Here is a 13,869-nt window from a genome sequence, read left to right as displayed (position 1 = left end):
GAAGCCAGAGCCGCGTTGACGCGGGTGTTCGAGCCGGGGGACGAGCGGGCCGGGCGTTGGCTCCGGCGGACCGGGCCGGTCGAACTCATGCGGAGGCTCACCGCCGAGGACGGGTCCGCCGCGAAGCTGCCGGGGATGACCGCCGCACGGCTCGAGGGCTACCGGCTGCGTGCGGCCGCCGCGGAGCCGGGGCGGGACCTGGCCGCGGTCGCCGCGGTGGGCGGGCGCTTCGTCTGCCCGGGGGACCGGGAGTGGCCGAGCCAGCTGGACGACCTGGGCGACGCGCGGCCCGTCGGGCTCTGGGTGCGGGGGCGGCCCGACCTGCGGCTGTGGTCCCTGCGCTCGGTCGCGGTGGTCGGCGCGAGGGCCTGCACCCCGTACGGGGCACACATGGCGGCGACCCTCTGCTCCGGGCTCGCGGAGCGCGGCTGGGTGGTGGTCTCGGGGGCGGCGTTCGGGGTGGACGGGGCCGCCCACCGCGGCGCGCTGGCCGCGGGCGGAGCGACGACGGCGGTGCTGGCCTGCGGTGTCGACGTCGCCTACCCGCGCGGGCACGCCGAGCTGCTCGGGCGGCTGACACAACAGGGACTCCTCGTCGCCGAGTTGCCGCCGTCCTCCCACCCCACCCGCAGCAGATTCATCCTGCGCAACCGCGTCATCGCCGCACTGACCAGGGGAACGGTCGTGGTCGAGGCCGAATACCGCAGCGGCTCGCTGGTCACCGCCCGCCAGGCGCAACGGCTCGGCCGCTTCACGATGGGGGTGCCCGGACCCGCCACCAGCGGGCTGTCGGCAGGGGTCCACGAGCTGTTGCGCGGTGAGGGTGTGCTCGTCACCGACGCCGACGAAGTCGTCGAGCTGGTCGGGGACATCGGCGACCTCCCGCCGGTCCGCCGCGGCCCGGTGCTGCCCAGGGACCAGCTGGACGCGGTCACCGCGAGGGTCCTCGAAGCGCTCCCGTACCACGGCGTCACCCACCCCCGTGACCTCGCCCGCACCGCGGGGACGTCGGCCGACGAAACGCTCGGCCGACTGTACGAACTGCACTCACTGGGGTTCGTCGAACGCGAAGGCGACGGCTGGCGGTTGGCGCTTCCTCCGGCACGCAACGACAACGCGCGGCGAGGCGGTACTTGACCTGGAGCATTCGGGTGAAAAGGTAAGGCCGATGACCTCGCACGATCGATCGGTGACCTGTCCGGGACCCGCGCCCACGGCGGTGGCCCCGACCTCCGGCGGGCTCGGACAGCGTGAACGGCGACACGCGATCACGCGGCCTGGATCTCCCGTCCTGCGCGGACTGCGACGCCGCAGTCACGCTACGCTCACAAGGATTCCGCCCCAGACAAAAGTCCCCCAGCACTTCACGGCAGAACGGCTCAAGGCACCACATGCCCCAGCACACCTCCGGGTCTGACCGCGCGGCAGTACCACCGGTTGCGCGTGGCACTGTGCGCCCTCCCGCCCCCTCCTCCCTCGACGAGTTGTGGCGCTCCTACAAGACCACGGGCGACGAGCGGCTGCGGGAGCAGCTGATCCTGCACTACTCGCCGCTCGTGAAGTACGTCGCGGGCAGGGTGAGCGTGGGGCTGCCGTCCAACGTCGAGCAGGCCGACTTCGTCTCCTCCGGGGTCTTCGGACTCATCGACGCCATCGAGAAGTTCGACATCGAACGGGCCATCAAGTTCGAGACGTACGCGATCACCCGCATCCGCGGCGCGATGATCGACGAACTCCGGGCCCTGGACTGGATCCCGCGGTCCGTGCGACAGAAGGCGCGGAACGTGGAGCGCGCGTACGCCACGCTGGAGGCACGGTTCCGGCGTACGCCGTCGGAGGCCGAGGTCGCCTCGGAGATGGGCATTGCGCTGGAGGAACTGCACGCTGTTTTCAGCCAGTTGTCGCTGGCGAACGTGGTCGCCCTGGAGGAGTTGCTGCACGTCGGCGGCGAGGGCGGCGACCGGCTGAGCCTGATGGACACCCTGGAGGACACCGCCGCCGACAATCCGGTGGAGGTCGCCGAGGACCGCGAGCTGAGAAGACTGCTCGCGCGGGCCATCAACACCCTCCCTGACCGCGAGAAGACCGTGGTGACCCTCTACTACTACGAGGGCCTCACCCTCGCGGAGATCGGCAACGTCCTCGGGGTGACCGAGAGCCGGGTCAGCCAGATCCACACCAAGTCCGTCCTGCAGCTCCGGGCAAAGCTGGCCGACGCGGGCCGCTGACGTCCTCTTTCCGGCCCTCTCCGGCCATCCGGTCGGCGGCCGTACCCTTCCCTCGCACGTCCGCCGCCGTAGAGTGGACGGGTGCCCAGGATTCGAGCGGCCTCCGTGGCCGAGCACCGGACCATGCAGCGCGGCGCCCTCCTGGACGCCGCGCGCTCCCTGCTGTCCGAGGGCGGTACGGAGGCGTTGACCTTCCCCGCACTCGCCGAGCGCACGGGCCTCGCCCGGTCCTCCGTGTACGAGTACTTCCGCTCCCGTGCCGCCGTCGTCGAGGAGCTGTGCGCCGTCGACTTCCCCGTCTGGGCGGCCGAGGTCGAGAACGCCATGCAGCGCGCCGAGACGCCCGAGGCGAAGATCGAGGCGTATGTCCGCCGGCAGCTCGACCTCGTCGGGGACCGCCGCCACCGCGCGGTCGTCGCGATCTCCGCGAGCGAGCTGGACGCCGGCGCCCGGGAGAAGATCCGGGCCGCGCACGGCGGGCTGATCGCCATGATCGTCGAAGCGCTGGGCGACCTCGGCAACACGCAGCCGAGGCTGGCCGCCATGCTCCTGCAGGGTTCGGTCGACGCCGCCGTGCGCCGTATCGAACTGGGCGTCGCGGAGGAGCCGGGCGTCATCGCGGACACCGTCGTCGCGATGGTCCTGCGCGGTGTCAGCGGCTGACCCGGACGGCGTCCGGCTCCGGCACTCCGAACACCGGCAGCAGCCGCGAGGGCCCCCTCCGCAGCAGTGCGGGCGGCAGCAGTGAGAGTGGGTCCAGATAATCCTCCCCGCGCCGTAGCCCCCAGTGCAGACAGCCCTCCGCGCAGTGGAACGGCCCCTCCTCCAGCACTCCGACCGGCTGCCCGGCCCGCACGCTCGCGCCCTCCTCGACCAGTGCCCGCACCGGTTCGTACGTGGTGCGCAGCGGTGGCGAACCGCTGCCGGCCAGCTTGATGGCCAGCACCCCGCGCCCCGCCACCCGCCCCGCGAACGACACCCGGCCGTCGGCGGCCGCCAGCACCCGCGCGCCCGGCCCCGCCGCGAGGTCCGCGCCGCGATGGCCGGGCCCGTACGGACCGGCGGGCGGCTCCCAGGCCCGTAACACCGCGGGTCTCCCCGCCAGCGGCCAGCTCCGGCCGCCACCGTCGGCATCGGTGTCCGCTCCCGGCCCCGGTGAGGACGCCACGGCCCCGGTCGGCACGGCGACGGCCCCGCCCGGCGCCGGCCTCCCGGCCGGGAGCTGCCCGCACAGCGCGAGCAGCGGGGGCATCAGGAGCAACAGGAGCAGGGTGCGGAGGGCGGGGGAGCGGCGTGGACCGGGCTGATGGCGCATGCTGCCACGATGTCCCGGAGGCCAGGATTCCGGGGATCACGGACCGTTCCTGTGGACTACTCGCCGGTTGTGGACATCGCGGCCACACGGCCGTGGACGTCGCCGCCACCTGGTTGTGGACATCGCGGTCACCCGGCACTCAGACGGTCCCGTACACTTCTTACGGCGATCCGGGTCACCGGGTCGACTTCGCACGCCCCGCCACCTCCCTCTTCTCGGAGGTGGCCGCGCTCCTCGGTCCCTCGTGGCACGGCGCGTCGGGGCGTCAGGCGCGAGCGCAAACCTGCGGTCGCGATAACCGAGCACCTCAAGGAGTACGGCCATGGCCGTCGTCACGATGCGGGAGCTGCTGGAAAGCGGCGTCCACTTCGGTCACCAGACCCGTCGCTGGAACCCGAAGATGAAGCGCTTCATCTTCACCGAGCGCAACGGCATCTACATCATCGACCTGCTCCAGTCGCTGTCGTACATCGACCGCGCCTACGAGTTCGTCAAGGAGACCGTCGCCCACGGCGGCTCCATCATGTTCGTGGGTACGAAGAAGCAGGCCCAGGAGGCCATCGCCGAGCAGGCGACGCGCGTCGGCATGCCGTACGTCAACCAGCGTTGGCTCGGTGGCATGCTCACCAACTTCTCCACCGTCTACAAGCGCCTTCAGCGTCTGAAGGAGCTCGAGCTCATCGACTTCGAGGACGTGGCCGCCTCCGGCCTCACCAAGAAGGAGCTCCTGGTCCTCTCGCGCGAGAAGGCCAAGCTGGAGAAGACCCTCGGTGGTATCCGCGAGATGCAGAAGGTGCCCAGCGCCGTCTGGATCGTCGACACCAAGAAGGAGCACATCGCCGTCGGTGAGGCGCGCAAGCTCCACATCCCGGTCGTCGCGATCCTCGACACCAACTGCGACCCCGACGAGGTCGACTACAAGATCCCGGGCAACGACGACGCGATCCGCTCCGTCACCCTGCTCACCCGCGTGATCGCCGACGCCGTCGCCGAGGGCCTCATCGCCCGCTCCGGTGCCGCCACCGGTGACTCGAAGCCGGGCGAGAAGGCCGCCGGCGAGCCCCTCGCCGAGTGGGAGCGCGACCTGCTCGAGGGCGACAAGAAGGACGAGACCGCGGCTGCCGCCGAGGTCCAGTCCTCCGTCGAGACCGAGAAGGACGCCGAGGCCGACGCCCAGACGCCGGCCGAGGCCGTCGCCGAGGCCGCTGTCGAGGCTCCGGCCGCCGACGCCCCGGCCGCCGACGCGAACGCCGAGCAGGCCTGACACCCGTCACGGCTACTGACGGCGGGGGCCGACGCCACAAGCGTCGCCCCCGCCGTTCACCCGTAGATCTTTCAGACTTCGAGAGAGACATACAGACTCATGGCGAACTACACCGCCGCTGACGTCAAGAAGCTCCGCGAGCTCACCGGCGCCGGCATGATGGACTGCAAGAAGGCGCTCGACGAGGCCGACGGCAACGTCGACAAGGCCGTCGAGGCGCTCCGTATCAAGGGCCAGAAGGGCGTCGCCAAGCGCGAGGGCCGTTCTGCCGAGAACGGTGCCGTCGTCTCCCTCGTCTCCGAGGACCAGACGTCCGGCGTCATCCTCGAGCTGAAGTGCGAGACGGACTTCGTCGCCAAGGGCGAGAAGTTCCAGGCCGTCGCCAACACGCTCGCCGCTCACGTCGCCGCGACCTCCCCGGCCGACATCGACGCGCTGCTCGCCTCCGAGATCGAGGCCGGCAAGACCGTCCAGGCGTACGTCGACGAGGCCAACGCCAACCTCGGCGAGAAGATCGTCCTGGACCGCTTCGCGCAGTTCACCGGCGCCTTCGTCTCCGTGTACATGCACCGCACCATGCCCGACCTGCCCCCGCAGATCGGTGTTCTGGTCGAGCTGGACAAGGCCGACGCCGAGCTGGCCAAGGGCATCGCGCAGCACATCGCCGCCTTCGCCCCGAAGTACCTGTCCCGCGAGGACGTCCCGGCCGAGGTCGTCGAGGCCGAGCGCCGCGTCGCCGAGGAGACCACGCGCGCCGAGGGCAAGCCCGAGGCCGCGCTCCCGAAGATCGTCGAGGGTCGCGTCAACGGCTTCTTCAAGGAGGCCACCCTCCTCGGCCAGCCGTACGCGCTGGACGCCAAGAAGTCGGTTCAGAAGGTCCTGGACGAGGCCGGTGTCACCCTGAAGCGCTTCTCGCGCATCAAGGTCGGCATCTGAGTCCGTCCGGGCGAACAGCACCGGACCCGATAGGGTCTGGTGCAGTCGACGGCCGCACCCACGCCGGACGACCGCAGATCTGACGAGGAGGCCATTGCCGCTGTAGGGACACCAGACCCACCGGCAATGGCCTTCTTCGTATGTGCACGAGGAGAATTTCCATGGACAAGGGCGCGGACGCCATTCAGGCCGACGACAAGCATGACGACGACAAGGGTTCCGGGCGCTTCATGCTGAAGCTCTCCGGTGAGGCGTTCGCCGGTGGCGGCGGCCTCGGCGTCGACCCCGACGTCGTGCACACCATCGCCCGCGAGATCGCCGCCGTCGTACGCGACGGCGCCCAGATCGCGGTGGTCATCGGGGGAGGCAACTTCTTCCGTGGTGCCGAGCTCCAGCAGCGCGGCATGGACCGGGCCCGGTCCGACTACATGGGCATGCTCGGCACCGTCATGAACTGCCTCGCACTCCAGGACTTCCTGGAGAAGGAGGGCATCGACTCGCGCGTCCAGACCGCCATCACCATGGGCCAGGTCGCCGAGCCGTACATCCCGCTCCGTGCCGTACGGCACCTGGAGAAGGGGCGCGTGGTGATCTTCGGTGCCGGTATGGGCATGCCGTACTTCTCCACCGACACCACCGCCGCCCAGCGCGCCCTGGAGATCGACGCCGAGGCGCTGCTCATGGGGAAGAACGGCGTGGACGGGGTCTACGACTCCGATCCGAAGACCAACCCCGACGCGGTGAAGTTCGACGCGCTGGAGTATGGCGAGGTGATCACCCGCGACCTGAAGGTCGCCGACGCCACCGCCATCACGCTCTGCCGTGACAACCAGCTCCCGATCCTCGTCTTCGAGCTGACAGCCGAGGGCAATATCGCTCGCGCGGTCAAGGGTGAGAAGATCGGCACGCTCGTCAGCGACGAGAGCACCCGGGCCTGACGGCCCCCCAGGATGGACAACGGCCTGCCGGTCGGACACCGTGCAGGTGAGGACGCGACGCAGGACCCGAGGGCCCGGCGATGACGACGCCGGGCCCACCCAAGACACGCAGGAGCACGTGGTGATCGAAGAAATCCTCCTCGAGGCCGAGGAGAAGATGGAGAAGGCCGTTGTCGTCGCGAAAGAGGACTTCGCCGCGATCCGTACCGGCCGCGCGCACCCGGCGATGTTCAACAAGATCGTCGCCGACTACTACGGCGCGCTGACCCCGATCAACCAGCTGGCCTCGTTCTCGGTTCCCGAGGCGCGGATGGCCGTCGTGACGCCGTTCGACAAGACCGCGCTGCGCAACATCGAGCAGGCGATCCGCGACTCCGACCTCGGCGTCAACCCGAGCAACGACGGCAATATCATCCGGGTGACGTTCCCCGAGCTCACCCAGGACCGCCGCAAGGAGTACATCAAGGTCGCCAAGACCAAGGCCGAGGACTCCAAGATCTCGATCCGCTCCATCCGCCGCAAGGCCAAGGAGACCCTCGACAAGCTCGTCAAGGACAAGGAGTCCGGCGAGGACGAGGTGCGCCGCGCCGAGAAGGAGCTCGACGACACCACCGCGAAGTACGTCACGCAGGTGGACGAGCTGCTCAAGCACAAGGAAGCCGAGCTGCTCGAAGTCTGATGAACGACTCTTCCTGGGGTGCCCCGCAAGGAGCCGGTTACTGGGGCACGCCCGAGTTGAGCGCTGCCCCGGCGGGTCCTGCCCACGATGTGCGTGACGCCCAGCAGACTCGGCCCATGCCCAACGTGCCGGACGTTCCCGACGCAGGTAGAGACGCAGTCGACCGCGACGACCGGGACAGGGCTGCCGCTCACGTGAGCGGCCCCCTGTTCCGTGACGAGATGCCGCAGGAGCCCATGTCCACCCCGCTGCCGCCACCGCCGCAGAAGAAGCGTGCGGGGCGTGATCTGCGCGCCGCCATAGGGGTCGGCGTGGGTCTCGGCGCCGTCATCGGCCTCTCGCTGTTCATCGTGAAGGCCGTCTTCGTCGGCGTCATAGTGATCGCCGTCGTCGTCGGCCTGTGGGAGCTCACCTCCCGCCTCCAGGAAAGCAAGGGCATCAAGGCGCCCCTGGTGCCGCTGGCCGTCGGCGGAGCGGCGATGGTCGTCGCCGGCTACGCACGGGGGCCCGAGGGGGCCTGGACCGCGATGGCCCTGACCGCCCTCGCGGTGCTGGTCTGGCGGATGACCGAGCCGCCGGACGGGTATCTCAAGGACGTCACGGCCGGGGTCTTCGCGGCGTTCTACGTACCCTTCCTGGCCACCTTCGTCGCCCTGCTGCTGACGGCGGACGACGGGGCGTGGCGGGTCCTGACCTTCCTCGTCCTCACCGTGGTCAGCGACACGGGGGCCTACGCGGTCGGCTGGCGCTTCGGCAAGCACAAGCTGGCCCCGCGCATCAGCCCCGGCAAGACCCGCGAGGGCCTGTTCGGAGCCGTGGGCTTCGCGATGGTCGCCGGCGCGCTGTGCATGGAGTTCCTGATCGACGGCGGCGCCTGGTGGCAGGGTCTGCTGCTCGGCTTCGCGGTCGCCGCCAGCGCCACCCTCGGCGACCTGGGCGAGTCCATGATCAAGCGGGACCTCGGGATCAAGGACATGGGCACCCTGCTCCCCGGTCACGGCGGCATCATGGACCGGCTGGACTCGCTCCTGCCGACCGCACCGGTCGTATGGCTGCTGCTGGTGCTGTTCGTGGGCTCCGGCTGAGCGGGCCTGGCCCCCCTTCTCACCTGCACGTTCTACGAGTGAGGGTCCGTCGTCCACAGGGCGGCGGGCCCTCACCCGTCTGTCTGCCACACTGGATGAACCATGCCTAAGCCCGGAGAACTCACTTTCGTCGCGCCCCGCGGAGCCAAGAAGCCGCCGCGGCACATCGCCGACCTCACGCCCGCCGAGCGCAAGGAAGCGGTCGCCGCGACCGGTGAGAAGCCGTTCCGCGCCCAGCAGCTCTCGCAGCACTACTTCGCGCGGTACGCGCACGACCCGGCCGAGTGGACCAACATCCCGGCTGCGTCGCGGGAGAAGCTCGCCGAGGCACTGTTCCCCGAGCTGATGTCCGTGATCCGGCACATCAGCTGCGACGACGACACCACGCGCAAGACCCTGTGGAAGCTGCACGACGGGACGCTCGTCGAGTCCGTCCTGATGCGCTATCCGGAGCGCGTCACGATGTGCATCTCCTCGCAGGCCGGCTGCGGGATGAACTGCCCCTTCTGCGCCACCGGGCAGGCCGGCCTCGACCGCAACCTGTCGACCGCCGAGATCGTGCACCAGATCGTCGACGGCATGCGCGCGCTGCGCGACGGCGAGGTGCCCGGCGGCCCCGCGCGGCTGTCCAACATCGTCTTCATGGGTATGGGCGAGCCGCTCGCCAACTACAACCGCGTCGTCGGCGCGATCCGCCGGCTCACCGACCCGGAGCCGGACGGCCTCGGCCTCTCGCAGCGCGGGATCACCGTCTCCACCGTGGGTCTCGTCCCGGCCATGCTGCGCTTCGCCGACGAGGGCTTCAAGTGCCGCCTCGCCGTCTCGCTGCACGCCCCGGACGACGAGCTGCGCGACACCCTGGTCCCCGTCAACACCCGGTGGAACGTCCGAGAGGTGCTCGACGCCGCCTGGGAGTACGCGGAGAAGTCCGGCCGCCGGATCTCCATCGAGTACGCCCTGATCCGGGACATCAACGACCAGGCCTGGCGCGGCGACCTGCTCGGCCGGCTGCTCAAGGGCAAGCGGGTGCACGTCAACCTGATCCCGCTGAACCCCACACCCGGTTCCAAGTGGACCGCCTCCCGGCCCGAGGACGAGAAGGCGTTCGTCGACGCCATCGCGGCCCATGGCGTGCCCGTCACCGTCCGGGACACCCGTGGCCAGGAGATCGACGGGGCCTGCGGGCAGCTGGCGGCCTCCGAGCGCTGAGAGACCGGCGACCGGACAAGCACCGACGACCGCACCGGGCCTGGTGACCTCACCTCGCCCGGCCGAAAACCGCCGGTGTAGCCTGGGCCGAAATCAACTTCATATTCCGACAGGGGAGCGCCACAGCGCTGAGAGTGCGGCACCAAGGACAGGTTGGCCGCAGACCCTCTGAACCTCGCCCGGGTCATTCCGGGTAGGAAGTTCGGACCTTACTCAAGCTGTTGCGCCCTGCCCTCTTCCGGTTCGCCGGACAGCGGGCGGGGCCGCGTCTCTTCCTGGTCACCTCCAGGAGGAATCACATGAACACCACCACGAAGTACGCGGCGACCGCGCTCGCCGCCGCTCTCGGCGTCACCGTGCTCGCGGGCTGCGGAAGCGACGACGGCCCGTCGGGCTCCGGGGCGTCCAAGGGCAGCGGATCCAAGACCGTGACCCTGGTCAGTCACGACTCCTTCAGCGTCTCGGACAAGGTGCTGAAGGCGTTCACGAAGGAGACCGGCTACACCGTCGAGATCCTCAAGAGCGGCGATGCCGGGGCCGCGCTCAACCAGGAGATCCTGACCAAGGGCTCCCCGCGCGGCGACGTCTTCTTCGGCGTCGACAACACCCTGCTCTCCCGCGCCCTCGACAACGGTCTGTTCACCGCGTACGAGGCCAAGGGCCTGGACACGGTCGCGGCGGACACGCAGACGGACGAGAAGCACCGGGTGACGCCCGTCGACACCGGCGACATCTGCGTCAACTACGACAAGAAGTACTTCGCCGACAAGAAGCTCGCGCCGCCGAAGACCTTCGAGGACCTGCTGAAGCCCGCGTACAAGAACCTCCTGGTCACCGAGAACGCCGCGAGTTCCTCGCCCGGTCTGGGCTTCCTCCTCGGCACCATCGCCGCCCGGGGCGAGGACGGCTACGAGGCGTACTGGAAGAAGCTGAAGGCCAACGGCGTCAAGGTCGTCGACGGCTGGGAGCAGGCGTACAACGAGGAGTTCTCCGGCTCCGCGGGCGGCAGGAAGGCCAACGCGGACCGGCCGCTGGTCGTCAGTTACGCCTCCAGCCCGCCCGTCGAGGTGCTCTACGCCGACCCGCAGCCGAAGGAGGCCCCCACCGGGGTCGCCACCGGCACCTGCTTCCGGCAGACCGAGTACGCGGGGCTGCTGACCGGGGCGAAGAACGAGCCGGGCGGCAAGGCGCTGCTGGACTTCCTGATCAGCAAGACGTTCCAGGAGGACATGCCGCTGAACATGTTCGTGAACCCGGTCGTGAAGGACGCGAAGCTGCCGGAGCTGTTCACGAAGTTCGGCGAGAGCGTCGAGGCGCCGCCCACCGTCGCGCCCGAGAAGATCACCGCCAACCGTGAGCAGTGGATCCGGTCGTGGCAGTCGCTGGTCCTGAAGTAGACCCGGAGGCGAAGGCAGCCGAGGCCGTCCGGACCGCCGGTGGCGGGTCCGGGCGGCGCCAGGCCGCTGTGCGGCTCGGCCTGATGGCCGTGCCCGTCGCGTTCTTCGCGCTGTTCTTCGCCTATCCCGTGACCGCGATCGTCGGCCGCGGGCTGAAGGCTGAGGGCGACTGGCAGTTCGGGCGGATCAGCGAGGTACTGGCCCGCCCGGACATCCTCGACGTCCTCTGGTTCACGACCTGGCAGGCCCTCGCCTCGACCGCGCTCACTCTGCTGATCGCCCTGCCCGGCGCGTATGTCTTCGCCCGGTTCGACTTCCCGGGCAAGCAGGTGCTGCGGGCAGTCGTCACCGTGCCGTTCGTGCTGCCGACCGTCGTCGTCGGCACCGCGTTCCTGGCGTTGCTCGGACGCAGCGGGCTCCTCGACGAGCTGTGGGGCGTCCGCCTCGACACGACCGTGTGGGCGATCCTGCTGGCCCATGTCTTCTTCAACTACGCCGTTGTCGTACGCACGGTGGGCGGGCTCTGGTCCCAGCTGGACCCCCGGCAGGAGGAGGCCGCCCGGGTGCTCGGCGCCGGACGGTTCGCCGCCTTCCGCCGGGTGACGCTGCCCGCGCTCGCCCCGGCCGTCGCCGCCGCCGCGCTGATGGTCTTCCTCTTCACCTTCACCTCCTTCGGCGTCGTGCAGATCCTCGGCGGACCGGCGTACTCCACCCTGGAGGTGGAGATCTACCGGCAGACCGCGCAACTGCTGGACCTGCCGACGGCCGCCGTGCTGACCCTGGTGCAGTTCGCCGCGGTCGGCGGGATCCTCGCCGTGCACGCCGCGACCGTACGCCGCCGGGAGCGGGCGCTGAAGCTCGTCGACCCGGCGCAGACCTCCCGCCGGCCCCGCGGCCCCGGACAGTGGGCGCTGCTCGGCGGTGTCCTGCTCACGGCACTGCTGTTGATCCTGCTGCCGCTCGGGGTGCTGGTGGAGCGTTCCCTCGACGGAGCCGACGGCGCCCGGGGGTACGGCTTCGGGTACTACCGGGCCCTCCAGTCGGCCGGGTCCGGCGGCTCCTCCACCTTCCTGGTCCCGCCGCTGGAGGCCGTCGGCAACTCCCTGCGGTACGCGCTCGTCGCGACGCTCATCGCCCTCGTCGTCGGCGGGCTCGCGGCGGCGGCCCTGACCCGGCGGGCGGGACGGCTGGTCCGGGGCTTCGACGCGCTGCTGATGCTGCCGCTCGGAGTGTCCGCCGTCACCGTCGGCTTCGGCTTCCTGATCACCCTGGACAAGCCGCCGCTCGACCTGCGGACCTCCTGGATCCTGGTCCCGCTGGCCCAGGCACTGGTCGGTGTCCCCTTCGTCGTACGGACCATGCTGCCCGTGCTGCGCGCGGTCGACGACCGGCTGCGGGAGGCCGCCGCCGTGCTGGGGGCCTCGCCACTGCGGGCCTGGCGGGAGGTCGATCTACCGTTGGTGCGAAGGGCGTTGCTGGTCGCGGCGGGCTTCGCCTTCGCCGTCTCCCTCGGGGAGTTCGGCGCGACGGTCTTCATCGCGCGGCCGGACAACCCGACCCTGCCGGTGGCCGTGGCCCGGCTGCTGGGCCGGTCGGGGGAGCTCAACTACGGGCAGGCGATGGCCCTCAGCACGATCCTGATGCTGGTGTGCGCGGTGTCGCTGCTGCTCCTCGAACGTATCCGCACCGACCGATCCGGGGAGTTCTGAACGACATGCTGAGCTTGCAGGCAGCCACCGTACGGTTCGGCGGGCGGACGGCGCTGGACGCGGTGGACCTGGAGGTCGCCGACCACCGGATCGTCTGCCTGCTCGGTCCCAGCGGCAGCGGGAAGTCCACCCTGCTCCGGGCCGTCGCCGGACTCCAGCCCATGGACGGCGGCCGGGTCCTGCTGGCGGGCCGGGACCAGGCGGGCGTCCCGGTCCACCGGCGCGGGCTCGGGCTGATGTTCCAGGACCACCAGCTCTTCCCGCACCGTGATGTCGGCGCCAATGTCGCCTTCGGGCTCCGGATGCACGGCGCAGGACGGGCCGAGGCCGAGCACCGGGTCCACGAACTGCTGGAGCTGGTCGGTCTGCCCGGGGCCGAACGCCGCGCCGTCGCCGCGCTGTCCGGCGGCGAGCAGCAGCGCGTCGCCCTGGCCCGGGCCCTCGCCCCGCGCCCGAAGCTCCTGATGCTGGACGAGCCGCTCGGCCAGCTCGACCGCAGCCTCCGCGAACGGCTCGTCGTCGAGCTGCGCACGCTCTTCCAGGAGTTGGGCACGACCGTGCTGGCCGTCACGCACGACCAGGGCGAGGCGTTCGCGCTCGCCGATCAGGTCGTCGTGATGCGGGGCGGCCGGATCGCGCAGGAGGGCAGCCCGCTGAACGTCTGGCAGCGCCCCGCCTCCGCGTTCGTCGCCCGGTTCCTCGGCTTCGACAACGTCACCGCGGCGACCGTGACCGGACAGGCCGCCGCCACCGCCTGGGGCAAGGTCCCGGTGCCCGACGGCTCCCCGCAGGGCGAGGTCGATCTGCTCGTCCGGCCCGCCGGCGTCCTGATCGGCGCCCCGGAGGACGGCCTGCGCTGCACGGTCGGCGTCCGCACCTTCCGGGGGAACCACGTGACCGTACGCCTGCTGCCCGAGAACGCGCCGGTGCTGGAGGCCGAATGCGCCCTGCGGGACACCCCGGACGAGGGCGCGGTCGTGGGCGTCCGCTTCGACGCGGCGGAGACGGTGGTGCTAGGTGTTCTGTCCATGGAGGTTGGTGACGGATCCCACGGCTTAGGGATCTTGAACGAGTGAGGGCCTTCCGGGTTCGGTGTGGATTGCGACATC

Annotated in this window: 13 protein-coding genes; 12 read left to right on the top strand and 1 reads right to left on the bottom strand. The window is 70.5% G+C overall.

Annotated elements, in window-relative coordinates; genetic code table 11:
• The first annotated feature begins 24 nt into the window (after window positions 1–24).
• The 3 genes from dprA (at window position 25) to IG90_RS0126015 (ending at window position 2,891) form a co-directional block, all read left to right on the top strand.
• Window positions 25–1,137: a DNA-processing protein DprA gene (gene dprA, locus IG90_RS0126025; RefSeq protein ID WP_030589334.1), complete on the top strand. Its 1,113-nt coding sequence runs from the start codon at window positions 25–27 to the stop codon at window positions 1,135–1,137.
• A gap of 254 nt (window positions 1,138–1,391) precedes the next feature.
• Window positions 1,392–2,228, top strand: coding sequence for an RNA polymerase sigma factor WhiG (gene whiG, locus IG90_RS0126020; protein WP_030085080.1), 837 nt, complete (start codon window positions 1,392–1,394; stop codon window positions 2,226–2,228).
• A 105-nt stretch (window positions 2,229–2,333) separates the two neighbouring features.
• Window positions 2,334–2,891 carry a TetR/AcrR family transcriptional regulator gene (locus tag IG90_RS0126015; RefSeq protein ID WP_030589330.1) on the top strand — a complete coding sequence of 186 codons (558 nt, stop codon included), beginning with the start codon at window positions 2,334–2,336 and terminating at the stop codon, window positions 2,889–2,891.
• On the opposite strand, the gene IG90_RS0126010 is transcribed toward IG90_RS0126015, so the two are convergent.
• Window positions 2,881–3,543, bottom strand: coding sequence for a murein hydrolase activator EnvC family protein (locus tag IG90_RS0126010; protein WP_030589326.1), 663 nt, complete (start codon window positions 3,541–3,543; stop codon window positions 2,881–2,883). The genes IG90_RS0126015 and IG90_RS0126010 overlap by 11 nt on opposite strands.
• A 322-nt stretch (window positions 3,544–3,865) precedes the next feature.
• On the opposite strand from IG90_RS0126010, the gene rpsB reads away from it, so the two are divergent.
• The 9 genes from rpsB (at window position 3,866) to IG90_RS0125965 (ending at window position 13,836) form a co-directional block, all read left to right on the top strand.
• The gene (gene rpsB, locus IG90_RS0126005) at window positions 3,866–4,807 is read left to right on the top strand and encodes a 30S ribosomal protein S2 (protein WP_030589323.1); all 942 of its coding nucleotides are present in this window, start codon (window positions 3,866–3,868) and stop codon (window positions 4,805–4,807) included.
• Window positions 4,808–4,906: 99 nt separating this feature from the next.
• A complete protein-coding gene (tsf, locus tag IG90_RS0126000; protein WP_030589321.1) occupies window positions 4,907–5,743 on the top strand; it encodes a translation elongation factor Ts in 837 nt (278 codons plus the stop codon).
• A gap of 161 nt (window positions 5,744–5,904) precedes the next feature.
• Entirely contained in the window at window positions 5,905–6,681 is a 777-nt protein-coding gene (pyrH, locus tag IG90_RS0125995; protein ID WP_030589318.1) for a UMP kinase, read from the top strand.
• A 121-nt stretch (window positions 6,682–6,802) separates the two neighbouring features.
• Entirely contained in the window at window positions 6,803–7,360 is a 558-nt protein-coding gene (gene frr, locus IG90_RS0125990) for a ribosome recycling factor (protein ID WP_030589315.1), read from the top strand.
• Entirely contained in the window at window positions 7,360–8,445 is a 1,086-nt protein-coding gene (locus IG90_RS0125985) for a phosphatidate cytidylyltransferase (RefSeq protein ID WP_030589312.1), read from the top strand. The genes frr and IG90_RS0125985 overlap by 1 nt, the downstream gene beginning before the upstream one ends.
• A gap of 102 nt (window positions 8,446–8,547) precedes the next feature.
• A complete protein-coding gene (rlmN, locus tag IG90_RS0125980; protein ID WP_030589309.1) occupies window positions 8,548–9,654 on the top strand; it encodes a dual-specificity RNA methyltransferase RlmN in 1,107 nt (368 codons plus the stop codon).
• Window positions 9,655–9,953: 299 nt separating this feature from the next.
• Window positions 9,954–11,051, top strand: a complete 1,098-nt coding sequence (locus IG90_RS0125975; RefSeq protein WP_030589306.1) for a thiamine ABC transporter substrate-binding protein — start codon at window positions 9,954–9,956, stop codon at window positions 11,049–11,051.
• Between the two features lie 83 nt (window positions 11,052–11,134).
• Window positions 11,135–12,760 (top strand): ABC transporter permease, encoded by a 1,626-nt coding sequence (locus IG90_RS0125970; RefSeq protein WP_030589303.1) that lies wholly within the window; start codon window positions 11,135–11,137, stop codon window positions 12,758–12,760.
• A 5-nt stretch (window positions 12,761–12,765) separates the two neighbouring features.
• A complete protein-coding gene (locus tag IG90_RS0125965) occupies window positions 12,766–13,836 on the top strand; it encodes an ABC transporter ATP-binding protein (RefSeq protein ID WP_051860255.1) in 1,071 nt (356 codons plus the stop codon).
• Window positions 13,837–13,869 lie beyond the last annotated feature (33 nt).

This window comes from Streptomyces anulatus (assembly GCF_000721175.1).
In the GTDB taxonomy this organism is placed as follows: Bacteria; Actinomycetota; Actinomycetes; order Streptomycetales; family Streptomycetaceae; genus Streptomyces; species Streptomyces anulatus_C.
The sequence above is the reverse complement of the archived record's forward strand: the minus strand, read 5'-3'. Positions and strand labels throughout refer to the sequence as shown.

Bases quoted from the DNA above. Each gene is read 5' to 3' on its own strand.
- rpsB (WP_030589323.1), top strand. From the start codon at position 3,866: ATGGCCGTCGTCACGATGCGGGAGCTGCTGGAAAGCGGCGTCCACTTC.
- pyrH (WP_030589318.1), top strand. From the start codon at position 5,905: ATGGACAAGGGCGCGGACGCCATTCAGGCCGACGACAAGCATGACGAC.
- IG90_RS0125975 (WP_030589306.1), top strand. From the start codon at position 9,954: ATGAACACCACCACGAAGTACGCGGCGACCGCGCTCGCCGCCGCTCTC.
- rlmN (WP_030589309.1), top strand. From the start codon at position 8,548: ATGCCTAAGCCCGGAGAACTCACTTTCGTCGCGCCCCGCGGAGCCAAG.
- tsf (WP_030589321.1), top strand. From the start codon at position 4,907: ATGGCGAACTACACCGCCGCTGACGTCAAGAAGCTCCGCGAGCTCACC.
- IG90_RS0126010 (WP_030589326.1), bottom strand. From the start codon at position 3,543: ATGCGCCATCAGCCCGGTCCACGCCGCTCCCCCGCCCTCCGCACCCTG.
- IG90_RS0125970 (WP_030589303.1), top strand. From the start codon at position 11,135: ATGGCCGTGCCCGTCGCGTTCTTCGCGCTGTTCTTCGCCTATCCCGTG.
- IG90_RS0125965 (WP_051860255.1), top strand. From the start codon at position 12,766: ATGCTGAGCTTGCAGGCAGCCACCGTACGGTTCGGCGGGCGGACGGCG.
- IG90_RS0125985 (WP_030589312.1), top strand. From the start codon at position 7,360: ATGAACGACTCTTCCTGGGGTGCCCCGCAAGGAGCCGGTTACTGGGGC.
- whiG (WP_030085080.1), top strand. From the start codon at position 1,392: ATGCCCCAGCACACCTCCGGGTCTGACCGCGCGGCAGTACCACCGGTT.